We start from the raw sequence: 24066 nt of genomic DNA, 5'->3' as shown, positions 1-24066 counted from the left end.
GCCGGTGATTTCCTGGCCCATCGCCTTCACGGTGATGCTCATCCGGTCATCGCTAGGCCAGCCGGTGGCGATGTCGGCGAGGCCGCCGGGGAACAGGTCGGCTGCCTCGTGACCGCGCGATTTGAGCCTGTGGCGGGCCTCGTCCTTGCCGAGATTGTGCGGAATCGCGACCCGCATCAGCCTTTTTCGCCTTCGACGTCGCCATCATTGTAGCGATATTCGAGATAGCGGGTCTTGATTGCAAGATCGTCGAGCGAGCCTTCGGCCAGCTGGCGGGTAACGCTGTCGATTTCCTTGCTGATCTTGCCGAGGCTTTCGGTGAGCTGCTGGTCGGGCGTGCTTCCGGCGCGCTGTTCCCTGCGCAGGTGCGCGGGAATCCTGCGATAGGAATCGACCATTTCGGGCAGATGTTCGCCGACCAGCTTGCGCACCTCGTTGACGGCGGGGTGCGCCTGGTCGACCGTTTCGAGTTGCATCCCCAGTGCATCGAGCTGGATGCCGATCTGGTCGACCACCTGCACCGCCGGCGGCGGCAGCGCGGGGCGCTGGTGTTCGAGCCACAATTCGGTCCGCCCGACCAGCTGGCGAACATCGCCGCGATTGAGGTCGGCCCGCCGCGGAACCTTCATCCGGGGAAAGGCGCCAAGCGTGAACACCGCGGCGGCAATGGCGAGGCCGGTAATCAGCACGCCGGAGATGCCGATCCCGTTGAGCACCAGGCCGGCGACGAACGACCCGGCCAGGATCAGGCCGGTCGCAACGACGATCCGCTTGAGTTTGCCGACCAGGTGGCGTTGCTTGAGATCGGCCGATCCGCGTCCAATCGACATCGTCCCTTTGCGGCGATGAAACCCGCCCGCCCGCTGCACCGCCAGCGACTGGCGCGCTTCGGCGTGGATCTGCTCGGCCTGGCGGGTGAGGTCGCCCATCAGCTATCCAGCGACAGCAGGCTCGGACCGGCGACTTCGCGTTTGGCTTGGGCCTGGCCTTCCGCGCGGGCGATGTAGCCCTTGGACTTCTCGACTTCCTGCGAGAGCGTGGTGACCGTCTCCTTCATCGAAGACAGCGCCCGCACCTTGAATTCGTCGATATTGTCCATCGTGTCGTAGATGTTCTGGAACGCCCGCTGCAGGGTTTCGAGCGGGATCGTCGAACTGGCCGCCTGCTCGTGGATCTTGCCGGTCTGGTCGGCCAGCATCGTACTGGTCGAATCGATGATATTGGCGGTGGTTTCGTTGAGCGCGGTGATCTGGCCCAGCACAAGGCGCTGGTTGGTCATCGCTTCGGCGACGGTCACCGCCGTGCGCAGCGCGCCGACCGTGGTGGTGCTGGCCCGGTCGACGCCCTTGACCAGCTCGACATTGTTCTTCTTCACGAGGTCGAGCGCGAGATAGCCCTGCACGCTCACCGCCATCTGCGTCAGCAAGTCCTGCGTGCGCTGGCGGACATAGAACAAGGCGGTTTCGCGGATCGCCTTGGCCTTGGCCGGATCGGTTGCATCGAGTTCGTCCGCCTTTTCCTCGAGCCGCGCGTCGAGCGTGTTCGAGATGTGGATCATCTGCTCGAGATTGCCCATCGCTTCCCACAGCTTCTGGCGTTCGACGTCGATCGCGGCATTATCCATCAAGAGCTCGTCCTTGCCCGATGCGAGCTTGGAGAGGATCGACTGGATGTGGGTCTGGGCGCTCTGGTAGCTGCGGAAATAATCGCGCAGCCGGTTGCCGAAGGGAATGATGCCGAGAATCTTGCGAGTGCCGGTGATCTTGCCCCGGCGGCCTGGGTCGAGATCTTCGACCACGCGGCGCAATTCGGACAGATTCGCGCCCACTCCCTCGTCCTGGTCCATTGCCCTGACCGGGCGATCGAGGAAGCGGTTGGACATTCCGGCCGCGGCCATGATTTCCTTGCGCCCCATATTGGTCAACTGGTCGACCTTCTTGCCGAACTCGGGCGAATTCGCGTCCTCGGCGATCAGGTCCATCACGAAAGCCTCGACCTTCTGGTCGAGCTTCGACTTTTTCTCCTCGTCGACTGGAACGAGTCCGGCCGCCTTTTCGGCGGTTACCGCGGGCACCGGATCGGGCGGCGTCAGCTCGAGACCGGTCTTGGCCTCCGTCTTGGTTTCATTGCTTGCCATCTGTCTTCCCACCTCTCGAATCTGGAGCCCGCGCGTCATGCCGGCAGGTGCATATCATCGCCCCTACTGTATTAGGAATATAAGACACGCATTTCAAGCACCAGGCGATTGATCTGGCGTGATTCCCTTTCCAGATCGCGACGGCCAGTCTAGACAATCCCGGTTGCAACTCTGGCCCCGTCGGGCCGCGCACGGGAGATCAATGGATGGCCGAGACCGACGCCGTCCCGCCTCAATCGCCCCGCGAACAAGGCTTTGCCCATGTGATCGGCAGCTTGCAGTCCTGGTGGCAGGCTTCTGTCGTCGGCACGGTCAAGCAGGTCGAAGTAATCGAGAAGCGGCGCGACGAATGCCATATGTCCGCGCGCTACATCTTCATGCTGGCGATGTCGGCCTGTATCGCGATGCTGGGCCTGCTGCTGTCGTCGCCGGCCGTGGTGATCGGCGCGATGCTGCTGTCGCCGCTGATGGGCCCGATCATCGGGCTGGGCTTCGCGCTGGCGACGGGCGACTATCCGTGGATGCGGCAGGCCGCGATTTCGCTGGCCTATGGCACTGCCATCGCCGTGTTGTTGACTGCATTGCTCGTGGTCCTCTCGCCCTACCAGACGGTTACGCCCGAAATCGCGGCGCGCACCAGGCCCAACCTGTTCGACCTCGGCGTCGCCTTTTTCTCCGCGCTCGCCGGTGCCTATGCCATGATCCGCGGCAGCGAGGGAACAGTGGTCGGCGTGGCCATCGCTACCGCCCTGATGCCGCCGCTGGCGGTGGTCGGCTTCGGCCTGGCAACCTGGAATGGCGCGGTCTTCTGGGGGGCGTTGTTTCTCTACGTCACCAATCTCCTGACGATCGCGCTCACGGCGTGGCTCATGGCCAAGCTTTATGGCTTTCGTTCGCGCTTTTCCGAGCGCCAGACGCTGTTCCAGTCGATCGCGATCATCGCGGTGTTCGTCGGACTCGCGGTTCCGCTGTTCTTTTCGCTCAACCAGATCGTGTGGGAAACCCGCTCGACCCAGAAGATTCGCAACGAGATACTCGATGTCTTCGTCACACGTTCGGTCATCGACAATCTCGACATCAATTACGATGCCGATCCGATCCGGATTTCCGCGACGGTCTTTACCCCGGAGCGCAACCCGGATGCCGAGACGGCGGCGGCGCGGGCGATCGTCCGCGAAATCCAGCGCCCGGTCGAAGTCGCGCTGATCCAGTCGCTGGTGGGGCAGGACAAGAACGCGGCCGAGGCCGCGCAATTGGCGGCGGCGCGAGCTTCGCAGGAGGCCGCCGACCGCCAGCGCAGCGAAGCGCTGGCTGTGCGGTTGTCGCTGGTCGCAGGTGTGCAGCCAAGCGACGTCATGATCGACCGCGAGAGGCGGCGCGCCCTGGTCAAGGCCCAGCCGCTCGAGGGCGCGTCGCTAAGGGCCTATCGCGAACTCGAGCGGCGGATAGCGGCGACCGAACCCGAATGGCAGATCCGTCTGGAACCGCCGGCCAGGCCATTGCCCGATGTGCTGTTCGAGAACGGCCGGCCGACTGCCCAGGGGCAGGAAGCGCTTGGTCTGATCGTCTGGGCGGCGGAGCGGGTCGACGTGCCGCTTGTCCTGACAGGCGACAGCGAAAACACGACGCGGCTTGCGGCCCTGCTTGCCGAGCGGGAGATCGCCTCGCGCAGCATGGTCACCGTGCCAACCGGAAATCGTGTGCAGGTGAGCTGGGGTGCGCCGGGCGAGTGATCAGGCCGCTTCAAGCACCCTGTAAGGTTCGATTTCGCCCGAGAGGTAGAGCTTCTTCGCCTTTGCCCGGCTGAGCTTGCCGCTGCTGGTGCGCGGCAGGGTGCGCGGAGGGACCAGTTCGACCACGCAATTCATGCCGGTGACCGAACGAACCTTGTCGCGGATCAGCTCGTGCAATTCCTTGCGCTTGTCGGGATCCGTCACGCGGCAATGGACCAGCACCGCCGGGGCTTCCTCGCCATTCTCGGTCTCGACCGCGAAGGCGGCGATGTCGCCATGGTTGAAGCCCGGCAATTGTTCGACCGCCCACTCGATATCCTGCGGCCAGTGGTTCTTGCCGTTGATGATGATCATGTCCTTCGCCCGGCCGACGATGAACAGGTACCCTTCTTCATCCAGATAGCCCATGTCGCCGGTATCGAGCCAGGCCCCTTGGCCATCTTCACTTGGGACCAGGCATGCAGCAGTCGCTTCCGGATCGCGGAAATAGGAATGCATGATGCTCGGCCCGCGGCACCAGACCTTGCCGATCTGGTGAGCGCCGCGGAGCTCGCCGTTTTCGCCGCGGATCTCGAGTTCCATGTCGCGCACCGGCTTGCCGCAATTGACGATCGCCCGGTAGCGCGCGGGCCGGCTGAGATCGCGGGGAGTGCCCGAAAGCCGCTCCTCCTCTACGAGCTCGACGCGAATCCCCTCGCCCGGCGGCATCACGGTCACGGCCAGGGTAGCTTCGGCCAGGCCGTAGCTCGGAGTGAAGGCGGAAGCCTTGAACCCGGCATCGGCAAAGGCATTGACGAAGCCCTGCATCACATCGGGGCGGATCATGTCCGCGCCGTTTCCGGCCAGCCGCCAGCGCGACAGGTCGAACCGTTCGGCAACATGGCTCTGGCTCGAAATCCGGCGGGCGCAGATGTCATAGCCGAAGGTCGGCGAATAGGAGAGCGAAGTGCCCTGGTTGCGGCTGATCAGGTCGAGCCAGGCGAGCGGGCGACGGGCAAAATCCTCGGTCTTGAGGTAGTCGACCGAAAACTGGCTGGCGATCGGCGAGAGAAAGCAGCCAACGAGGCCCATATCGTGATACCAGGGCAGCCAGCTGATGCAGCGGTCGTTTGGCTGGAAACGCATCGCATGGGCATGCCCCGCGAGATTGTTGAGCAATGCGGAATGGGTGACGGCGACCCCATGCGGGAAGCGGGTCGAACCGCTGGAATATTGAAGGTAGCAGATATCTTCGGGCTTCTGCTCGGGCAAGGCGATTTCGGGACTGACGAGCCCGGCAAATTGTTCGAAGGCAATCCCTTCGCAGCCCTGCCGCTGCGCGGCGGCGAGCCCCATCTCGGCGATCTCCGCGGGATAGAGCAACATCGCCGGATCCGAGCTTTGGAGCTGGATGGCGAGCTGCTCGATATAATTGTCCCTGCCGCCGAAGCTGGTCGGCAAGGGCAGCGGGACCGGCCACGCTCCGGCATAGATCGCGCCGCAGAACAGGGCGGCAAAATCGGGACCGGTCTCGGCCACCAGTGCGATCCGTTGGCCGGGCGTGACACCATGCGCGACCAGCCGGCGAGCCGCCGTTAAGGCATCTTCGCGGAGCTCGGAATAGGGATAGACCAGGGTAAGGTTGCCACGCGGATCGTGGAAATTGAGCCCGCGAACGCCCCTCGCGGCATAGTCCAGCGCTTCGCCGAAAGTCGCAAAGTCGGCAAAGCGGCGCGGCAGCCTGCAAAGATTCGGCGTCGGCTCGAGAACGGCGTTATCGGTCATATTGTTCAGCGAAACCCGTAAGTTAATTCAAATGGCGTGTCGTAAATGCGGCACCAAACTCATCATTTCGGAGCCAAACCGGCCCGGATTCTTAACTCGGACTTTCCCAATCCGATTCGAGTGTGGCACGAATATGGCCATCTATGACGATCGACGGCCCCAATCGCAGGAAAAAACGCCAACCGTCGCCGCTTGATACAGGTCGGCTGGAAGAGCTTGCGCTGGCCTATGTTGCCCGTTTCGCCACCAGCGCAGCCAAACTCGAGACTTATCTCAAGCGCAAGTTGCGCGAGCGGGGATGGAAGGACGAAGGTGAAGCCGACCCTGGCGCCCTTGTCGCGCGCTATGTCGAGCTCGGCTATGTCGACGACGAAGGATTTGCCAGGGCCAGGGCGGGCGGATTGTTGCGCCGCGGATACGGGCCGCGCCGGGTGGGCCAGGCGCTCCGGGCCGCGGGCATCGACGAGGAGATCCGCGGCAGGGTCGAATCGGGCAGTCTCGAACACCGCAAGGCGGCGTTGATCATGGCGCGCAAGCGCGGCTTCGGTCCGTTCGCAGCCGAGCCACCGGACCGCGAACGGCGCGAAAAGCAGATTGCGGCCATGCTCAGGGCGGGGCATTCCTTCGCCAGCGCCCGTGCATTGGTCGATGCCGATGATGCGGCGGCGGCAGAGCAATGGGTCGCGGAGGCAGGCGACGATGGAGAGAGTTGAGTAATGCGATCGGCAATCGGCATCGCGATATTTCTGGCTGCCTGTTCGTCGCAGGCCGGCGAGACCGTGGTTGCGGCCCAGCCGTCGGCAGAAGCTGAATCGGCGAAGGTCCACCCGGTTTCAGGCCTTGAGATCATCCCGCTCACGCTTTCCCAGGACGGCAAGACGCACGAGTTCAAGGTGGAAGTCGCCCGTTCGGCGGCGGAATGGTCGCGCGGGCTGATGTTCCGCGAGGAGATGGGAGCCGACGAAGGCATGATCTTTGTCGGCCGGGAGGGCCAGCCGGCGAGCTTCTGGATGCGCAATACGGTGATTCCGCTCGACATCGTCTTCATCGGGACGGACAACCGGATCCTCAATTACTATCCGATGACCGAGCCGTTTTCGCTCGAATCGCTTCCCTCGATCGGGCCGACCAATGCGGTGCTGGAAATCAATGGCGGGCGGCTGGAAGAACTGGGCTTCTCGCCCGGCGCGAAGGTCGAATGGCAGGATTGAGCGCAAGCAGCTTGCGCTTCGCCGCCGCTTGTGGCTAACGCCGCGCCTATGGGAATCCTCGGCAAGATATTCACCTGGTGGGACGGCGCGACGATCGGAACTTCGCTGTTCAGCGCGCTGAACGGCGAGCAGATCGGCGTCGATGCGCAGGGCAACCGCTATTTCCGCTCGAAGCGCAAGGACGCCGACGGGCGCGAGCGGCGCTGGGTGATATACGAAGGCGCAAACGATGCCAGCCGGGTTCCGGCCGAATGGCATGGCTGGCTCCACGGATCGTTCGACGATGTCCCCGAAAGCCGCCTGCCTCCGCCCCGGATCTGGGAAACCGACTATTCGCCCAATGCAACCGGGACGGCCGCGGCCTATCGCCCGCAGGGCGCGCTCGAAAAGGGCGGCAAGCGGGCCGCGGCGACCGGCGATTACGAATCCTGGACCCCGGACAGCTGAGCATGCGTTTGCTCGCAGCACTTCCGGCGCTCGGGCTGGTTGCGGCGCTCGGAGCCTGTTCGGGCGAAGCGGAAGACACGGCCACGGTCGAAACCAAAATCCCCGACGAACTGGCGACTTTCAACCAGCCGGACCAAGTCGTCGATCCGGGCCTCGGCACTCCGCTGGAAGAGCGGGTTGCGACCCTGGGCGTCCTGAACAAGCGCAACAACCTGTCGCAGGACATCGAGATCAAGCCCGGCGAATCCAGGCGCTGGGGCGATGTCATCGTCCGCCTGGCCAGTTGCGAACGGACCGCGCCATGGGAAAGGCCGGCGATGACGGGCGCATTCGTCCAGGTGCTGGTGGCAAGGCGTGACGATCCGGCGGACGAAAATCCCGACTGGATCAGGGTCTTTTCCGGCTGGCTGTTCAAGGAATCGCCCAGCCTCAACGTGGTCGAACACCCGATCTACGATGTCTGGGTCAAGGATTGTGCGATGAGCTTTCCAGGCGAAGAGCCTGCTCCGGCGCCTGCCAACAGCGAAGAGAATCCCGACGGCACGGCATAGAAGTCGGACTCGCCGGCATTCGCCTGCGCTTGGGCCAGCAATTGCAGATAGCGCTCCTGGCTGATCTCGATCGCGCCGAGCGAAGCGAGGTGGTCGGTCATGAACTGGCAATCGAGCAGCGTGCAGCCCGCCTGGCGCATCGCCGCCACCAGGAAACACAGCGCGACCTTCGACGCATTGGGAGCCCGGCTGAACATGCTCTCGCCGCAGAACACCCGGTCGAAGCCGACGCCGTATAGCCCGCCCATCAGGTAGTTGCCACGCCAGCATTCGATCGAATGGGCATAGCCGGCGAGATGGAGCGCGCGGTAACTCGCCGCGATCCGTTCGCTGATCCAGCTTTCGGGATGGTCCGGCCGCGGGGCGGCGCAGGCCGCGATGACCTCGTCGAAGGCCCGGTTGCAGGTGACGGTGTAGCGGTCGCGCCGCAAGATCTTGGCCAGCGAATGCGAGCAATGAAATTCGTCGAGCGGGATGATCGCGCGCCGCTTGGGCTCGACCCAGAAGACGTCCGGGTCGTCCCTGCTGTCCGCCATCGGGAACACCCCGCTGCGATAGCCGAGCAGCAGGATATCGGGCGGGATCAGCTGGGGAACCGGGGCGTGCATGGTGGGATAATACCAGCAACCGCGCGAAGCGGGAATTGCCCGAATTCGCGCCGGCTTCGCGCCTGCCATCACGCTTGCCATCGCGCTTGCCATCACGCTTGCCATCACGCTTGCCATCACTGGGGCTTGGCTGTAGTGGCGCAGTCCGCCTGGCTGTAGGGGTGTAGCTCAGCTGGTAGAGCATCGGTCTCCAAAACCGAGGGCCACGGGTTCGAATCCTGTCACCCCTGCCAGGCGATTCGTCGCAAATTGACGATGAATCGTGCGCCATGAGCGGCGGAATCCTGCGACAAACCTGACATCTCGCCGACAGGGCGGTTCACCGCATGGCAGGGACAAATCGTGCCCCGTCAGCGGTATTCTGCCTTGGATCGCAGCGTAATGCGTGCGGTCCCAGGCTCGAGCGAGGAAGCACATCCCATGTCCCGGCATTGTTTTCGCGGCAGCCGACCCGATAGCTGGAACGTCCCGCGCCCGCAGCAGGATCCGGTTCGCCGCCGGATCATTCACGGCCCGATCCTGCCGATGGAAGAGCCCAAGGGCTGGTTCAGGCGCCTGTTCGACTGGCACTGAGCCGCCGTTCGGCAAACGGTCAGTATTCCTCGGGCTCCTCGTCGGTCTGGCGGATGTGATCCGGCCCGGCGGTGCGATTGCCCTTGGCGAGCTGGAACACCACGCCCGACAGCAGCGCCAGCGCGACGAGGTTGGGTAGGGCCATCGCCGCGTTGGAAATGTCGCCGAGGCGCCAGACCAGCGCCGACTCCTGTGACGCGGCGACAAAGATGATCACGCACCACAGCACCCGCCAGACTATATGGAGCATCTTTTCGCCGCCCCTGCGCGTTCCGGGGATGCGGTCGAACAGGAAAGTGATCGCCCGTTCGCCGTAATAAGACCAGGTGATCAGCGTCGTGAACACGAACAGGATCAGCGCGGTGCTGGCCACCAGCGTTCCGAGCGGGATACTCCCGATCAGCGACGGGAAGGCCGCGGCGAACGCGCCCGACGTCATTCCGAAGCCGGTGAGGTCGGACTGCCAGACGTGTTCGACGGCCTGTCCGCCGCCGGTAAACTCGCCTTCGACCGTCAGGATCACCAATGCGGTCATAGTGCAGATCACGATCGTGTCGATGAAGGTGCCCATCATCGCCATGCGGCCCTGCTGTTCCGGGTCGTCGGTCTGCGCCACGGCATGGGCGATCGGGGTCGAGCCCTGCCCGGCTTCGTTCGAGAACAGCCCGCGCGCCACGCCGGCGCGGATCGCCATGATCATCGCCGCTCCCAGGAAGCCGCCGCCCGCCGCCTGCGGGTTGAAGGCGCCGTGAAAGATGCGGGCGAAGGATTGCGGGATATCCTGGATATCGAGGAGGATCGCAGTGAGCGCGAGCAGGATATAGGCCAGCGCCATGAACGGGACGATCTTTTCAGCGACATTGCCGATCGACCTGATCCCGCCGACGATCACCACGAACACCAGCAGCGCCACGATCACGCCCGAAAGCCAGGATTCGAAGCCGAACAATTCCCTGAGGCCATTGGCGACCTCGTGCGATTGCACGGCATTGCCGGTGACCATGGCGGAGAACAGCGTGCCAAAGCAGAACAGCACCGCGAGCCAGGTCCATTTGGGTCCGAGCCCGATCATGATGTAACTCATCGGGCCGCCGCGATGGACGCCGTCGGAGGTCGTTTCGCGATAGCGGATCGCGAGCGACCCTTCGGCAAAGGCCAGTGCCATGCCGATCAGCGCGGTCACCCACATCCAGAACACCGCGCCCGGACCGCCCAGCGCGATCGCGGTCGCGACCCCGGCAAGGTTGCCGGTCCCGACCTGGCCCGAAAGCGCGGTCGACAGCGCGGCGAAGGGCGAAATCTCGCCCTTGCCCTGCGCCTTGCGGCTCCTGAACAGCCCGCGAAATGCAGTACCCAGCCTGAGGATCGGGTAAAAGCGCAGGCCGACCATGAAATAGAGCCCGGTGCCCAGCAGCAGGATCACCATCGGCGGGAAGGGTATCAGTTCCGCCCCGTTCCAGGTCCCGCCCCAGATGAAATCCGATACATTGGTTACGTGATCGACGATGCCTGGAGCGTGGTCTTGCGCTGTCACCCGGATTCTCCCTCATGCCGCCCGGAAAAACCGCAAGCTATCGGGCGAGTGCACAGTGCGCCAGCCCCCTTGGCGCGATCATCCCAAACTCTTGCGCTTGGCCTGCGCGGTCGCTACATGCCCTTCGCATTCCGACATCGGACATCTGCAGCCCTTCCCGGCCAATCCCAGAACCAAACGGGGGCCGGGGCGGCGATGAGCCAATGGCGGAAATGGAATTATTGTTCGGTTTGCGAGGCGAAGGAACCATGGCGAAAACCAATCCTGCCCAGTTTTTCAACCAGGTGAAATCCGAAGCGTCGAAGATTTTCTGGCCGACCTGGCCGGAAACCGCGCGCACGGCGGTGTTTGTCGGTATCCTGATGGTGGTGCTTTCGCTGTTCTTCCTCGGCATCGATTCGGCCTTCGGCGCGATCGTGCAGTGGCTGCTTTCGCTCGCCTGACACCGAAGCTTTAGACGGAAAGACACATGTCCCGCTGGTATATCATCCACGCCTATTCGGGCTTCGAGAACAAGGTCCGCGACTCGATCATCGCCGAGGCCGCGCGCCTGGGCCTGTCCGAAGGTGTCGAACAGGTCGAGGTCCCGGCCGAGACCATTACCGAGGTCAAGCGCGGCAAGAAGGTGCAAACCGAGCGCAAGACCATGCCCGGCTATGTGCTCGCCAAGCTCAACCTCAACGACGACGTCTATCACCTCGTCAAGAACACCCCGAAGGTCACCGGCTTCCTCGGTCCGAACGGCAAGCCGCAGCCGATCTCCGAACGCGAGGCGGCGCGCTATTTCGGCGCCCGCGAGGAAGCGGCCTCGCAGCCCAAGCGCGAAATCCACATCGAATACGAAATCGGCGACCAGGTGAAGGTGCTCGATGGCCCCTTCGCCAGCTTCAACGGCGTTGTCGAGGAGCTCGATTTCGACAAGAACAAGGTCAAGGTCTCGGTCTCGATCTTCGGTCGCGCGACTCCGGTCGAGCTCGATTTCGAGCAGGTCGAACTGGCGAAGTGAGGGTTGTGAGTCCCCGCGCAGGCGGGGACCTATTGCCTGAGGCTCCCGCCTTCGCGGGGCTCACCTTTTTGTTGATTTATTGCGGCTCCCAGACTATCGGCGCCGCTTCCCGTCCTCCGGGCCGGGCAATCCATGCGGGAGGCGCGTCAAAACCGCCGTCAGCACCGCTTAACATGAGCCCCTGTCTCGGCGGGGGCGAAAGTGCGAAAGGAGGCCGTCATGGCCAAGAAGATCGAAGGTTATATCAACCTTCAGGTACCGGCTGGCGTTGCCAATCCCAGCCCGCCGATCGGTCCCGCGCTGGGCCAGCGCGGTGTCAACATCATGGAATTCTGCAAGGCCTTCAACGCCGCCACGCAGGACCTTGAAAAGGGCATGCCGATCCCGACCAAGATCACCGTCTATGCGGATCGCAGCTTCACCTTCATCACCAAGACCCCGCCGGCCAGCTTCCTGCTGAAGAAGGCGGCCAAGCTGAAGTCGGGCTCGAAAGAGCCGGGCAAGATCTCGGCCGGGACGATCAGGAAGAGCGCGATCAGGGAAATCGCCGAAACCAAGATGGCCGATCTCAACGCGAACGATATCGACCAGGCGATGAAGATCATCGAAGGCAGCGCGCGTTCGATGGGCCTCGACGTGGTGGAGGGCTAAGGACATGGCAAAGCAGAACAAGAAGCAGAAGCTCTTCGCCGAAAAGTTCGATTCCGAGAGGTTCTACGCGGTCGACGAGGCCTTCAAGGCCCTGCGCGAAGTCGGCTCGAAAAAGTTCGACGAGACTGTCGAGATCGCGATGAACCTTGGTGTCGATCCGCGCCATGCCGACCAGATGGTGCGCGGCATGGTCTCGCTGCCCTCGGGCACCGGCAAGGAAATGAAGGTCGCGGTCTTCGCCAAGGACGCCAAGGCCGAAGAAGCCAGGAAGGCAGGCGCGGACAAGGTCGGGGCCGAAGACCTGATGGAGGACATGCAGGCCGGCAATCTCGATTATGACCGCGTGATCGCAACGCCCGACATGATGGGTGTGGTCGGCCGTCTCGGCAAAGTGCTCGGCCCCAAGGGGCTGATGCCGAACCCGAAGCTCGGCACGGTCACGATGGACGTTGCTCAGGCGGTGAAAGACGCGAAGGGCGGCCAGGTCGAATTCCGGGTCGAAAAGGCCGGGATCGTCCATTCCGGCATCGGCAAGCTCTCCTTCTCGGACGAGCAGCTCAAGGCCAATTTCGACGCTTTCGTCGATGCGATCGTCAAGGCCAAGCCGTCGGGCGCCAAGGGCAAATATGTCCAGAAGATCGCCGTCACCTCGACCATGGGTCCGGGACTCAAGATCGACACGACCGAGATCGCCGGCGCTTGATGCAACCTGAGCTCCCGCGAAAGCGGGAGCCTCATTCCAATTGGCATGAGCTGGCGGACAGAGGTCCCCGCCTGCGCGGGGACTCAGCTCAATCCCAGCCCGGCTTCATCCCGTAAGGCACCGGACTGAGCACCGCCTCGATCAGCGTGATCAGCCCGTTCTCGACCTTGAACGCCTCGGCGATCTGCCAGGTGAAGGGCTGCGACAGGCCCGCCTTGGCCGGGGTGCCGTCGGCCAGCCGGTAGTCGCGCACCGTGCCGTTGTGGTCGAAGCAGGCCATCGCGCAAACCACGCCGAGTTCGGGATCGATGACGACGAAACGGCGGTCGCGAATAGTGGTGACGAAGGCAAAGAAGCCGGTCTCGAATTGCTCCTTCACTCCCATCGCCTTGAAATCGGGCGCATAGGGCGTGTCGGGATCGCGCTCGACCCCGGCCTCCTTCGCATCGGGCTCGCCCGAGGTGCGATAGCCGTGCTCCATCCGCACGCAATCGTCGGCGAACGGATATTCGCCCTTGCCGTCATTGCGCTCGATTGCTTCGAAATAGAGATTGGCGATGCGCTGGAGTTCGGCGCGGCCCAGCCTTTCTTCTGGCGGGATCGGCTCGAACCACGCCGGTTCGGGGCCGCCCGCCTGTTCGAGCTTTTCCGGCCCGTCGGCATAGGCGGTCACCGAACCCATCAGGCCGGGCCGTACGACGATCGCCTCGACATCGTGGATCGCGCCGTCTTTCACCCTGATCCGGACCGAGAGGATGGCGCGCTTGTCTCCCTCGGAGACGGTGGTGAACATCACGGCCGTGCCGCTCGAGGTGTCGGCGAACAGGTGGCGATATTTGCCTGCCCGGTCGAGCGTGCCCCACAGCCCGTCGCCGATGGCAAGCTCCTGCCCGTTCTCGGTGTAGCGCGCGTCGAGCGCCAGCGGGGCCGCACCCGGATCGCGCGTCGCCATCGCCTTCAATAGCGCTTCCATGAATTGCGCCAGGCCCTTGCGGGTGAATTCGGCGAGCGCGCCCTTTTTCATGATTTACCTCTAGATTCCTCCGGGCGTGACGTCGTTGCCCGCTTCTTCGAGCGCCTGGACCAGCGCGTCGACGCAATTGCCGAGCAATTCGCTGTCGGTCGAGCGGATCACGAGGTTGGTCCCGACCTTGCCTTCGCGGAAGAAGGGATAGGAGCCGATCTGGCAACCTTCGTGGGCCTGTTCGATCTCGCGCAGGATCCCGGCCACCTCGCTTTCCATGATCCAGCCGCCGATCGTCTCGCTGATCAGCGGCGCCCCGCCCTCGAGCGTCCCGGTGAGCGAATCGAGCATTTGCGCGGTGATATGCGGGATGCCCGCCATCAGAAAGACATTGCCGATCCTGATCCCCGGCGCGCCGGACATGCGGTTGGGAATGAGCTCGGCTCCTTCGGGCACGCGGGCCATCCGCAGCCGCCCTTCGTTGAGGCCGCCGCGGGTCGCGTAATAGTCTTCGAGAATCCGGCGGGCCTCGGGATGGACCACCACCGGGACGCCAAGCGCTTCGGCCACCGCATCGACGGTGATGTCGTCATGGGTCGGGCCGATCCCGCCGGTGGTGAACAAATAATCGTTGCGCTCGCGCAGCGCGTTCACCGCTTCGACGATCGCGCCTTGCACATCGGGCACAACCCGCACTTCCGCCAGGCGGATGCCCTGGACCTGCAGCCAGCTGGCGATTTGGGCGATGTTCTTGTCATGGGTGCGGCCGGAAAGGATCTCGTCGCCGATCACGACGAGGCCTGCGGTCCAGATTCGATCTTGGGATGCCATCTGTATGAATTAGAGCAAAGGCTGGGGTCGGCAAAGCCCTCTCCCCTTCAGGGGGGCTAGGGGCCGGACAGTCCCCAGGACTGTCCTCAATAGCGCGGGGCGCTATTGACCCCGACGCCGGTTGGGAGAGGGGATTCCCGCAGGGGGAGCCCCCCTCTCAACTTCGCCTAGGCGTTCTGCGCCAAGGCTTCGTATCTCTCCCCTGCAGGGGAGAGAGCACTATCCTTCTTCTCGAACGCCAGCACCCCGTCGTCGACCGGGCGCTCCCTGAAATCGCGGGCATCGGCGAGATAATCCATATTGTGCCGCCACGGCAGCGTCGCCGCGCTCTTCGGCATCAGGTGCCGCGCGCGTTCAATATAGCCTGAAGAGAAGGCATAGGGATTGTCTTCCTCCATCCCGTGATCCTCTGCCAGTGCGGGATAGACGATATCGGCATCGAGCGCTTCCATCCGGTTGAGTACTTCGCAGATGTAATGGGCGGTATTGTCGGCGCGCAAGGTCCAGGCCGCATTGAGATAGCCGAACACGACCGCGAAATTCGGGACATTGTCGAACATGCAGCCGCGATAGAACCAGTGCTGCGACCAATCGACCGGCTTGCCGTCGAGCCGGACATCGATCTTGCCGCCCAGCGTCAGCGCGAGGCCGGTCGCCGTGACGATGATATCGGCATCGAGATGCTTGCCGGACTCCAGCTGGATGCCGGTGGCATCGAAGCGCGCGATCCGGTCGGTGACGACCGAAGCCTTGCCGCTCTTCACCGCTTCGAACAGGTCGCCATCGGGCACCAGGCACAGCCTTTGTTCCCATGGATTATAGGGCGGCAGGAAATCCCTCTCGGTATATTTGTCGCCCAGCGCCTTCCTGGTCATCCTGGTAAGGAACCTCGCGACCTTTTCCGGCTTGCTGCGCGCGCGCTTGAACAGGAAATTGTGCAGCCGGATGTTCTTGAACCGGGTGATCCGGTAGGCGAGATGCTCCGGAAGGATCTTTCTTAGAAAATTGGCGATCGCGTCCTTTTGCGGCCGCGCGCCCATCCAGGTCGGGGTGCGCTGGAGCATGGTGATGTGCGCGGCCTTGCCGGCCATCGCCGGCAGGATCGTGACCGCGGTCGCGCCCGAGCCGATGATGACGACCCGCTTGCCTTCGTAATCGAGGTCTTCGGGCCAGAATTGCGGGTGAATTATTTGGCCCTCGAAGTCTTCCCGGCCTTCGAATACGGGATTGTAGGGATCGTCATAATCGTAATAGCCGGAGCCGAGATAGAGGAAGTTGGCAGTGATCCTGCTGCTCGTGCCGTCTTGCGCTTCGAGGGCGACCTGCCACTGCGCCGCCGCGGAATCGAATTCGGCCGAGACGACCTTCTGCCCGAAACGGATATGCGGCCTGATCCCGCGACCATCGACCACCCGGGTGAGGTATTCGAGAATGTTCGGCCCGTCGGCGATCGATTGCTCGTGAATCCACGGCTCGAAGCGGAAGCCGAAGCTGTGCATGTCGCTGTCCGAGCGGATGCCGGGATATTTGAACAGGTCCCATGTTCCGCCGAGATTGTCGCGCCGCTCGATCACGGCGAAACTGCGATCGGGGCACAGCATCTTCATATGCGCCGCCATCGAAATGCCGGAAATCCCGGCCCCGACGATCAACACATCGACATCGCTCATTCTCACTCTCCGGTTGCTTACATTAATGTAAGTCGGAATCGGGACGAGAGCCAGTCTTGATTGGCGGGTCTAGCCGCCGGTAAACATCGAGCGGTCGGGCAACTCGTCCCAGTCGATCGCAAAGCCGTCGCTGCTCGTGCCTGCATAGGCTTCGCTGGCGGCCTGCACCGTATTGGCGAGCAGGCAAGAAATCGTCATCGGCCCGACGCCGCCCGGAACCGGGGTCACCGCGCGGGCATGCTGGACTTCGTCGAAGGCGACATCGCCGACCAGCCTGGTCTTGCCGTCGGCGGTCTTCTGGCGGGTGATCCCGACATCGATGATAACCGCGCCGGGCTTGACCCAGTAGCCCTTGACCAGTTCGGGCGCGCCTGCCGCGGCGATGATGATATCGGCCTTGCGGCACAGATCGGCGAGGTTCTCGGTATGGATGTGGGTGACCGTGACGGTCGCCTCGCGCTCGAGCATCAGCATCGCGATCGGCTTGCCGACGATATTCGACTTGCCGATCACCACCACGTCGAGTCCGGTCAAATCGTCGAACACCGTGTCGAGCAGCTTCATCACCCCGAACGGGGTGCACGGAATGATCCCGCCGGTGCCGGTCGAAAGCCGCCCGACATTAACCGGATGGAAGCCATCGACATCCTTCGACGGGGCGATGGCGCGCAGCACCACGCCGGTGTCGATATGCGCGGGGAGCGGCACCTGGCACAGGATCCCGTGAACCTCGGGATCGGCGTTGAGCCGCGCGATCAGCGCCAGCAGTTCTTCCTGCGAGGTTTCCGCGGGCAAGCGGTGTTCGAAGCTCCTGATCCCGACTTCGGCGCTCTTCTTGAGCTTACGCCCGACATAGACTTCGCTCGCCGGGTCGTTGCCGACCAGGATCACCGCCAGGCCGGGCCGCGGGCCGCCGGAATCGACCAGCGCCTTGACCTTGGCGGCGGTTTCCTCGTCCAGCCTCTTGGCGATTGCCTTTCCGTCGATGATCTCTGCCATGGTCCTGACTCGCTGGTTCGTCCGGTCGCGCCCGATCAGTGCTTGGCGTTGTAATCGTTGATCCACTCGGCGGAAGCCCTGAGCGCGCCGAATGGATAAAGATGCAGTCGCACGCGGCCGAGTTCTTCGGTCAGCCCCTTGTCGAGTGCGGCGACCAGCCGGTCGGGCCCGGCGCTGCCGATAAGGTTGGTGAGCGAAATGCCGTATTTCTTCATCACCGAAGCGGAGGCGCCGACGCCGCAGCGCTTGGCGAAGCCGAGCAGCCGCTTGATCCCGGCCGGGCCGGGAACGCCCAGGCGTACGGGCACGTCGATCCCGCGGGCGCGCATCTCCTTGAGCCAGGCGACGATTGCCTCGTCGTCGAAGGCGAACTGGGTGACGACCAGCGGGGTAATGTTGCGGGCGCGCAAGGCGGCGAGTTTGCGCTCCATCCAGTCCCACAGCTCGTCCCTGGTGTTGTTGGGGTGGCCTTCGGGATGGCCGCCGATCCCGACGATTTCGATCCCGTGCTTTTCGAGCAGGCCGGTCTCGATGATCTGCAGCGAATCCGCGAACGGGCCTTCGGGCTCGGGCGGATCGCCGGCGATGATGAAGACGCGCTTCACCCCCGCCCTGGTCGTGATATCGGACAGATACTGGTCGAGTTCCGCCTCGGACGTGAAGCGGCGGGCGGAAAGGTGGACGATCGGCTCGAAGCCCAGTTCGCGCACCAGCACCGCGGCATCGACCCGCTGGGACAATTCCTCGCCGGGGAGGAAGGTCACGGCGATCTGGGTGCCCGGCTTGATCAGCGGGGCAGCTTCCCTGAGGCCCTCGGTTTCCTTCGCCGTCATTTCGAGCGAATAGCCATCGACCATATTGGCGCGCGGCTTCTCCCAATCGGGATGGATTGCGGCGTAGGACATCGATCAACTCCCAGCTGTCGGGGGCGCCACCTGCGCCCCGTGATGCAGTCACAACAGGCTGGCGGAATAGCGCCCGCCAAGCCGCGCGAAAAGTCCCTAGCAAAACCGAGTTTATTCGTATAGGTGAAAACTTCACGCTTACGAAGAAAGTTGTTCGTTACCCGATGTTAGTCATGCTCCCCGGCCTGATCTGCGACGCAAGCATCTATGCGGCGCAATCCGCTGCCTTCGGCGATTCGCTGGCGGTCGACGGCTACGGGCTGTGCGACAGCCTTCCGGGCATGGCCGAGATCGTCCTTGAACAGGCGCCGGAGCGATTCGCGCTGTTTGGCCATTCGATGGGCGGCCGGGTCGCGATGGAGGTTTACCGCAAGGCTCCCGAACGGGTGACGCATCTCGCGCTGGTCAGCACCGGCGCGCATTCGCTCGGCGAGAACGAGGCGTCGAGCCGCGCCTCGCTCCAGGCGATCGGGCATGACAACGGCTTCGAAGCGCTGGTCGACGCCTGGCTCCCGCCGATGGTGGCCGAGGCCAATCGCGCCAATCCCGCAATTTATGGTCCGCTGCGCGAGATGTGCCTGCGGCATTCGCAGCAACAGTTCGACGCGCAGATCAAGGCACTGCTTTCCCGTCCCGAGGTCGAGAGCCTGATGCCGCAAATCGCCTGCCCGACGCTTGTCATGACCGGCAGCGCCGACAGCTGGGCACCGCCGGCCCAGCACCGGGCTATCGCCGACGCGATCCCAAATTCCGAACTCGTCATCGTCGAAGGGGCGGGGCACATGATCATGCCCGAGGCGCCCGAGGCAGTGAACGCAGCCATCGCCCGCTGGCTCGCCCGGCCGGTGACAAACTGAGACCGTAAGTCTAACCAACAGCCACTTTGAGAATGGAGAGGCAAGCATGAGTCAGAATTTGCAGCAGAAGCTGGATGCAGCGGGCGACATCGTCACCCTGTTGCGCAACCAGCAGGTCGGCCCGAACCCCTATCCCGGCGTTCCGGCGGAATATTCCAACTGGCGCAACGAGCAGCGTGCCTGGGCCGAAACCGCGGTGCTGTTCAACCAGAGCTACCACATGGTCGAGCTCTATGTTCGCGGGCCCGATGCCTTCAAGCTCCTCGAATATCTCGCGATCAACTCGTTCAAGAACTTCGAGGTCAACAAGGCCAAGCAGTTCGTGCCGGTGACGCCTGACGGCTATGTCATCGGCGACGTGATCCTGTTCTACCTCGCCGAGGAAGAATTTTCGCTCGTCGGCCGTGTCCCGGCGATCGAATGGGTCGAATTCCACGCGCAATATGGCGATTGGGACGTCCAGCTCGAACGCGACGAACGCACCGCGATGCGCAGCGACGGCGTGCGCAAGAACTATCGCTTCCAGCTCCAGGGCCCGAACGCGATGAAGATCCTCGGCATCGCCATGGGCGAGACCCCGCCGGACCTGAAGTTCTTCAACATGGCCCATATCGACATCAACGGTAAGGACGTGATCGCGCTCCGCCACGGCATGGCCGGCCAGCCGGGCTACGAGCTGTTCGGCCCGTGGGAAGACTACCAGGCGGTGCATTCGGCGCTGGTCGAAGCGGGCAAGAATGACGGTCTCACCCTGGTCGGCGGCCGCGCCTATTCGTCGAACACGCTGGAATCGGGCTGGCTGCCGTCGCCGCTGCCGGCGTTCTACACCGGCACATCGCAGATGATGAAGGACTTCCGCGCTTGGGCGGGCGCCAATTCCTATGCCGGGATGTGCTCGGTCGGCGGCAGCCACGTTCCCGCCAGCGTCGAGGGCTATTACCTCACCCCGTGGGACATCGGCTATGGCCACATCGTCAAGTTCGACCATGATTTCGTGGGCCGCGAGGCGCTCGAAAGAATGGCCGGCGAAAAGCACAAGCAGAAGGTCACCCTCGCGCTCGATCCCGAAGACGTGCTGCGCGTGATGAGCTCGCTCTTCGCCAAGGGCGACCGCGCCAAGTATTTCGAATTCCCGAGCGCGGTCTATGCCATGCATCCGTTCGACGAAGTGCGCTGCGACGGCAAGCTGATCGGGGTTTCGACCTGGGTCGGCTATTCCTCGAACGAAGGCGCGATGCTGACCCTGGCGATGATCGATCCCGACTATGTCGAGATGGGCAAGGAAGTGACGCTGGTGTGGGGCGAACCCAATGGCGGCACCTCGAAGCCGACGGTCGAGCCGCATGTGCAGACCGAGATCAAGGCGATCGTCTCGCCGGTGCCATATTCGTCGGTCGCGCGCAACGCCTATGCCGACAGCTGGCGGCAGAAGGGCGTCGGCGCCAACGCCTGATCTGGCAACAGATCGCTGAAAGGAAGAGGGCGGTCACCGCGGTGGCCGCCCTTTTCTCATTCGCTTGCGACAGCTCCCGAAACCATTCCGCTGTTCCCGGTCCGCAAGTTGCGGGCATAGAGCGTGTAGCGCAAGGCGCCATCGCTGCCTTCGGGCAAGGCAATCGAACCGGCAAAGCCTCCCGGTGCGGTCTCGAAGGCCAGTGGCGCGCTCGCGAGCTTGCGCCCTTCTGCCCACAAGGTCGCTTCGACGGAATATTCCTCTGCGGGCCACAAGCCGCCGGGCGTGATCGGGCAGCCGCACATCGGCGACACCTTGGCCTTGATCGCCAGCCGGCCGCTTTCGATGGCTGTCTCCGGCAAGATCACCAGCCCGATCAGTTCGACCAACCAGCCGTCGCCCGCGGTGACATCCTCGCCCGGCACGATCCAGCGTTGCTGGGTCACGGTCACTGCCGAAGCAGGATAATCCATCGGCCCGGTCACTTCGAGCGTGACGAAGCGCGGTCCTTTGAGGTCGAGCGTGGTGGTAAAGGCCGCGGCATCGTCACTCGCCCGCAGCGGGCTGCGGCCTTGTGAGTTCATGATCAGCGCGGTGTCTCCGGTGCCGCCTGCGGTCAGCCCTTCGGCCATGACTTCGCCGGTAACCTTGTCGCGCAGGATCACCTTGGCCCCGCCCATCGAGCTGCCGACAAATTTGGCATCCTGCGAGATCACCCGCACCGTGACCTGCGTCGGTTCGGCCAGCGCGGGAAAGGCGATTGCGAGCAAGGCAAGCGGCAAAAGGCGGATGGGTCGGGGCATAGGGGGCTCTCCTGCTTGTCCGCCCGATTTCCGCAATCGCGTGCCGTGCGTCAAGGCTTTGCCTTGCGTCAGTAACGCCCGTTACTTTGCAGTTGATTTTGTCCGGCCTGCTCTGGCACGATAGATAAAACAAGGACGGGATTCAGGATGCCTTACTTACCGCGCCGGACGATTCCGGCACTCCTCGGCACCGCTGCCATGGCCTTTGCATCGCCTGCTCTTGCGCAGGAGGCATACCCGGCCGAAGGCGATCTGCCGCCCCAGATCGAGGTGGTGCGTCCGCTGGTGCCGATCCCGCAGGAACGGCTCGACCAGATGGTGCCCAAGCATCCGGGCTATCTCGGTGCGCTGGCCCCGGAGAATATCGCCAAGGAGCGTCCAGCGCCGCCCTTCGACCTGACCGGGACCTGGTTCGTCGACCTGTCCGAAGGCTTCGCCAAGTTCATGTTCGGCCCGCCCTATCCCAAATTCTACGCCGAAGGGCGCGAGGCGCTGGTCGGTGCGCAGGAGGCGGCGGCTCGGGGCGAGACCTATCGCGACGCGATCGGCCAGTGCTACCCGCCGGGCATGCCGATGCTGATCACGCGGGTCTGGCCGCATGCCTTCATCCAGCTGCCGACCGCGATCTACGTCATCTCGGGCTTCAACAATTCGGTCCGGACGATTTTCCTCGACGGGCGCGAGCACTCCGACCCGGACCTGGTTGTCCCGTCCTACAATGGGGAATCGATCGGCCGTTGGGAGGGTGACACGCTGGTGGTCGACACCCGCTATTTCGAGACCGATAACCACTATATCGACCAGGGTATCCCGATTTCCGACGACTTCCGGATTATCGAGCGGATCCGCCTGCTCGACGACGGCACACGCATGGACGTCGAATACATCATGACCGATGCCAATATGTGGGAAGGCGAATGGCGCTCGACCAAGCAATATACAAGGCAGGACTATACCGACATCAACGAGGCGGTCTGCATCCTGCAATACAACCAGCACCTGCCGGGCACCGACCTTGGCAGCGCGACTGCCGAAGCGCGCGGCGAAAGCGAAATCGAGGAGGTTACGGGTGAATAGCGTGGTTCGAAAGGCAGGACTGGCCATCGCGCTGGCAGCGCTGACCGTACCGGCGGCGGCGCATCACAGCTTCGCCATGTTCGACCAGAAGAAGATCGTCACGCTCGAAGGCACGGTGCACGAATTCCAGTGGACCAATCCGCACGCCTTTATCGAGCTCGACGTGGTGACGAATGGCCGGCTTGCCCGCTGGTCGATCGAGTTGAACAGCCCCAACAACCTCAAGCGGCAAGGCTGGAAGCGGACCTCGCTCAAGGCGGGCGACAAGATCACGCTGCGCACCAATCCGTTGCGCAACGGCCAGGCCGGGGGGCTGTTTCTCGATCTCGAAAAAAGCGACGGGACGGTGCTCGATTCGGGCATGCCCAAGGATGGCGCGCCCGTGAACGTGCCGCAGGTTTAAGGAGGAAGCGATGAAGCTCCCGAAGATATTGACGATCGTGGCGGTGCTGGCGGCTCCGCTGTCCGCGCCGGTGCTGGCGCATCATTCCTATGCCATGTTCGACCAGTCGAAGCTGGTCTCTCTCGAAGGCAGCGTGGTGAAGTTCAAGTGGCAGAACCCGCATGCCTGGATCGAGATCGACGTGCCGGTGGAGGGCAAGATGGAGCGCTGGGCGATCGAGATGACCAGCCCCAACAACCTCATCCAGCAGGGTTTCAAGCGCACTTCGCTCAAGCCCGGCGACAAGGTGACGCTGCAGATCAATCCGCTGCGCAGCGGGGCCAAGGGCGGTAGCTTCCAGGGCGTAAGATTGGCCAACGGCACCACGCTCGGCTCGTGGGATAGTTGATGCGCAAGCTATTGCCGATTGCTGTTGCCGTTCTGGCAGTGGCGACAGCCCCGGCCGCGGCCCAACTCGGGGCGGTGACCAAGTCTCCACCGCCGCCGGGGCTCGAAGAGGGGCAAGGCGCGGGCTATCCCAAGGGGCGCTATGCCGAGCTCGAGGCGCTGCCCGATTGGGGCGGAATCTGGTTCGGCCAGTTCCGCCCCGGTGCCGGTGCTCCCGCCCAACCCAGGCTCAAGGGGCAATACCTCGCCGATTACGAGGCTTACCGCCAGGCGGTGATCGATAATGACGGGGTCGTGCCGCGCGAGCGCTCGAACTGTTCGCCGCCGGGCATGCCGGTGATCATGCAGACCTTCCAGTATCCGTTCGAGTTCCTGTTCACTCCCGGCCGGGTGACCGTGAACCAGGAAGCCTGGATGCAGACCCGCACGATCTGGACTGACGGGAGGGAGCATCCCGAAGATCCCGACCCGACCTTCATGGGCCATTCGATCGGCCATTGGGAGGGCGATACGCTGGTGGTCGAAACGATCGCGATCGAACCCTCGCTCGACCTTCAGCGCGGCATGGGCCATTCGGACAAGTTCTGGATGACCGAGCGGATCTATCTCGATCCCGCGGATCCCGACGTGCTCGTGAACGACATGGTGCTGTATGACGAGGAGGCGCTCGAAGAGCCTTTCGCGGTCACCGCCCGTTATGGCCGCGACCGCAACGGCACGCTGATCGAGTTCCAGTGCAGCGAGAACGATCGCAACCCGATCGATGAGGACGGCTACACGCTCTACGAGTGATTGCCGC

At 63.5% G+C, this 24066-nt stretch carries 27 protein-coding genes and 1 tRNA gene; 17 read left to right on the top strand and 11 right to left on the bottom strand.

Going from position 1 to position 24066, the window contains the following annotated elements; genetic code table 11:
• Positions 1-176 precede the first annotated feature (176 nt).
• A complete protein-coding gene (locus AC16XC_RS03655; RefSeq protein WP_484033280.1) occupies positions 177-929 on the bottom strand; it encodes a hypothetical protein in 753 nt (250 codons plus the stop codon).
• A complete protein-coding gene (locus AC16XC_RS03650; protein ID WP_484033279.1) occupies positions 929-2137 on the bottom strand; it encodes a toxic anion resistance protein in 1209 nt (402 codons plus the stop codon). Before AC16XC_RS03650 ends, AC16XC_RS03655 begins: the two co-directional genes overlap by 1 nt.
• Before the next feature lie 206 nt (positions 2138-2343).
• Here AC16XC_RS03650 and AC16XC_RS03645 point away from each other — a divergent pair, with 206 nt between their 5' ends.
• On the top strand, positions 2344-3870 hold the full coding sequence (locus tag AC16XC_RS03645; RefSeq protein WP_484033278.1) for a DUF389 domain-containing protein: 1527 nt from the start codon (positions 2344-2346) through the stop codon (positions 3868-3870).
• Here the strand turns inward: AC16XC_RS03645 and AC16XC_RS03640 are convergent, their stop codons facing one another.
• Positions 3871-5634, bottom strand: coding sequence for a fatty acyl-AMP ligase (locus AC16XC_RS03640; protein WP_484033277.1), 1764 nt, complete (start codon positions 5632-5634; stop codon positions 3871-3873).
• A gap of 143 nt (positions 5635-5777) precedes the next feature.
• Here AC16XC_RS03640 and AC16XC_RS03635 point away from each other — a divergent pair, with 143 nt between their 5' ends.
• Genes AC16XC_RS03635 through AC16XC_RS03620 form a run of 4 tightly spaced genes read left to right on the top strand, consistent with a single transcriptional unit; the run spans position 5778 to position 7843 of the window.
• On the top strand, positions 5778-6347 hold the full coding sequence (locus AC16XC_RS03635; protein ID WP_484033276.1) for a regulatory protein RecX: 570 nt from the start codon (positions 5778-5780) through the stop codon (positions 6345-6347).
• A gap of 3 nt (positions 6348-6350) precedes the next feature.
• Positions 6351-6845, top strand: a complete 495-nt coding sequence (locus tag AC16XC_RS03630; protein ID WP_484033275.1) for a DUF192 domain-containing protein — start codon at positions 6351-6353, stop codon at positions 6843-6845.
• Positions 6846-6893: 48 nt separating this feature from the next.
• Positions 6894-7292, top strand: a complete 399-nt coding sequence (locus AC16XC_RS03625) for an NADH:ubiquinone oxidoreductase subunit NDUFA12 (protein WP_484033274.1) — start codon at positions 6894-6896, stop codon at positions 7290-7292.
• Between the two features lie 2 nt (positions 7293-7294).
• Positions 7295-7843 (top strand): DUF2155 domain-containing protein, encoded by a 549-nt coding sequence (locus tag AC16XC_RS03620; protein ID WP_484033273.1) that lies wholly within the window; start codon positions 7295-7297, stop codon positions 7841-7843.
• Here AC16XC_RS03620 and aat read toward each other — a convergent pair.
• Complete coding sequence (gene aat, locus AC16XC_RS03615; protein WP_484033281.1) at positions 7744-8451, bottom strand: leucyl/phenylalanyl-tRNA--protein transferase; 708 nt, start codon at positions 8449-8451, stop codon at positions 7744-7746. The genes AC16XC_RS03620 and aat overlap by 100 nt on opposite strands.
• Positions 8452-8608: 157 nt before the next feature.
• On the opposite strand from aat, the gene AC16XC_RS03610 reads away from it, so the two are divergent.
• Positions 8609-8684: transfer RNA gene (locus tag AC16XC_RS03610), tRNA-Trp, on the top strand.
• A gap of 187 nt (positions 8685-8871) precedes the next feature.
• Positions 8872-9024 (top strand): hypothetical protein, encoded by a 153-nt coding sequence (locus AC16XC_RS03605; RefSeq protein WP_484033272.1) that lies wholly within the window; start codon positions 8872-8874, stop codon positions 9022-9024.
• A 19-nt stretch (positions 9025-9043) separates the two neighbouring features.
• On the opposite strand, the gene AC16XC_RS03600 is transcribed toward AC16XC_RS03605, so the two are convergent.
• Positions 9044-10558 (bottom strand): alanine/glycine:cation symporter family protein, encoded by a 1515-nt coding sequence (locus AC16XC_RS03600; protein WP_484033271.1) that lies wholly within the window; start codon positions 10556-10558, stop codon positions 9044-9046.
• Positions 10559-10806: 248 nt separating this feature from the next.
• Between AC16XC_RS03600 and secE the strand changes: the two genes are divergently transcribed.
• From secE to rplA, 4 genes are all read left to right on the top strand, one after another.
• Positions 10807-11001 carry a preprotein translocase subunit SecE gene (gene secE, locus AC16XC_RS03595; protein ID WP_484033270.1) on the top strand — a complete coding sequence of 65 codons (195 nt, stop codon included), beginning with the start codon at positions 10807-10809 and terminating at the stop codon, positions 10999-11001.
• A 26-nt stretch (positions 11002-11027) separates the two neighbouring features.
• Entirely contained in the window at positions 11028-11564 is a 537-nt protein-coding gene (gene nusG, locus AC16XC_RS03590) for a transcription termination/antitermination protein NusG (protein ID WP_484033269.1), read from the top strand.
• A gap of 219 nt (positions 11565-11783) precedes the next feature.
• Positions 11784-12215: a 50S ribosomal protein L11 gene (gene rplK, locus AC16XC_RS03585; RefSeq protein ID WP_484033268.1), complete on the top strand. Its 432-nt coding sequence runs from the start codon at positions 11784-11786 to the stop codon at positions 12213-12215.
• Positions 12216-12219: 4 nt separating this feature from the next.
• The gene (gene rplA / locus AC16XC_RS03580; protein WP_484033267.1) at positions 12220-12918 is read left to right on the top strand and encodes a 50S ribosomal protein L1; all 699 of its coding nucleotides are present in this window, start codon (positions 12220-12222) and stop codon (positions 12916-12918) included.
• Between the two features lie 88 nt (positions 12919-13006).
• On the opposite strand, the gene AC16XC_RS03575 is transcribed toward rplA, so the two are convergent.
• The 5 genes from AC16XC_RS03575 to AC16XC_RS03555 form a co-directional block, all read right to left on the bottom strand.
• A complete protein-coding gene (locus AC16XC_RS03575) occupies positions 13007-13942 on the bottom strand; it encodes a DUF8021 domain-containing protein (RefSeq protein ID WP_484033266.1) in 936 nt (311 codons plus the stop codon).
• Positions 13943-13951: 9 nt separating this feature from the next.
• A complete protein-coding gene (locus AC16XC_RS03570) occupies positions 13952-14713 on the bottom strand; it encodes a competence/damage-inducible protein A (RefSeq protein ID WP_484033265.1) in 762 nt (253 codons plus the stop codon).
• A gap of 167 nt (positions 14714-14880) precedes the next feature.
• Positions 14881-16383, bottom strand: coding sequence for a flavin-containing monooxygenase (locus AC16XC_RS03565; protein WP_484033264.1), 1503 nt, complete (start codon positions 16381-16383; stop codon positions 14881-14883).
• Positions 16384-16452: 69 nt separating this feature from the next.
• On the bottom strand, positions 16453-17382 hold the full coding sequence (gene folD / locus AC16XC_RS03560) for a bifunctional methylenetetrahydrofolate dehydrogenase/methenyltetrahydrofolate cyclohydrolase FolD (protein ID WP_484033263.1): 930 nt from the start codon (positions 17380-17382) through the stop codon (positions 16453-16455).
• Positions 17383-17417: 35 nt separating this feature from the next.
• A complete protein-coding gene (locus AC16XC_RS03555; RefSeq protein WP_484033262.1) occupies positions 17418-18287 on the bottom strand; it encodes a methylenetetrahydrofolate reductase in 870 nt (289 codons plus the stop codon).
• Positions 18288-18451: 164 nt separating this feature from the next.
• Between AC16XC_RS03555 and AC16XC_RS03550 the strand changes: the two genes are divergently transcribed.
• Together AC16XC_RS03550 and desA are read left to right on the top strand one after the other, a co-directional pair.
• Positions 18452-19144 (top strand): alpha/beta fold hydrolase, encoded by a 693-nt coding sequence (locus AC16XC_RS03550; protein WP_484033261.1) that lies wholly within the window; start codon positions 18452-18454, stop codon positions 19142-19144.
• A gap of 46 nt (positions 19145-19190) precedes the next feature.
• Entirely contained in the window at positions 19191-20597 is a 1407-nt protein-coding gene (gene desA / locus AC16XC_RS03545; protein WP_484033260.1) for a syringate O-demethylase, read from the top strand.
• A 56-nt stretch (positions 20598-20653) separates the two neighbouring features.
• On the opposite strand, the gene AC16XC_RS03540 is transcribed toward desA, so the two are convergent.
• On the bottom strand, positions 20654-21400 hold the full coding sequence (locus AC16XC_RS03540) for a hypothetical protein (RefSeq protein WP_484033259.1): 747 nt from the start codon (positions 21398-21400) through the stop codon (positions 20654-20656).
• A 147-nt stretch (positions 21401-21547) separates the two neighbouring features.
• Here AC16XC_RS03540 and AC16XC_RS03535 point away from each other — a divergent pair, with 147 nt between their 5' ends.
• The 4 genes from AC16XC_RS03535 to AC16XC_RS03520 are packed head-to-tail and all read left to right on the top strand — an operon-like array spanning position 21548 to position 24059.
• Positions 21548-22477 (top strand): hypothetical protein, encoded by a 930-nt coding sequence (locus AC16XC_RS03535; protein ID WP_484033258.1) that lies wholly within the window; start codon positions 21548-21550, stop codon positions 22475-22477.
• Positions 22470-22880 carry a DUF6152 family protein gene (locus tag AC16XC_RS03530; protein ID WP_484033257.1) on the top strand — a complete coding sequence of 137 codons (411 nt, stop codon included), beginning with the start codon at positions 22470-22472 and terminating at the stop codon, positions 22878-22880. The genes AC16XC_RS03535 and AC16XC_RS03530 overlap by 8 nt, the downstream gene beginning before the upstream one ends.
• Before the next feature lie 10 nt (positions 22881-22890).
• Positions 22891-23268 carry a DUF6152 family protein gene (locus AC16XC_RS03525; protein WP_484033256.1) on the top strand — a complete coding sequence of 126 codons (378 nt, stop codon included), beginning with the start codon at positions 22891-22893 and terminating at the stop codon, positions 23266-23268.
• Positions 23268-24059 carry a hypothetical protein gene (locus tag AC16XC_RS03520; protein ID WP_484033255.1) on the top strand — a complete coding sequence of 264 codons (792 nt, stop codon included), beginning with the start codon at positions 23268-23270 and terminating at the stop codon, positions 24057-24059. Before AC16XC_RS03525 ends, AC16XC_RS03520 begins: the two co-directional genes overlap by 1 nt.
• Positions 24060-24066: the final 7 nt, after the last annotated feature.

This window comes from Candidatus Andeanibacterium sp., from assembly GCF_057143545.1.
This window is presented reverse-complemented; position numbering and strand designations above follow the sequence as displayed.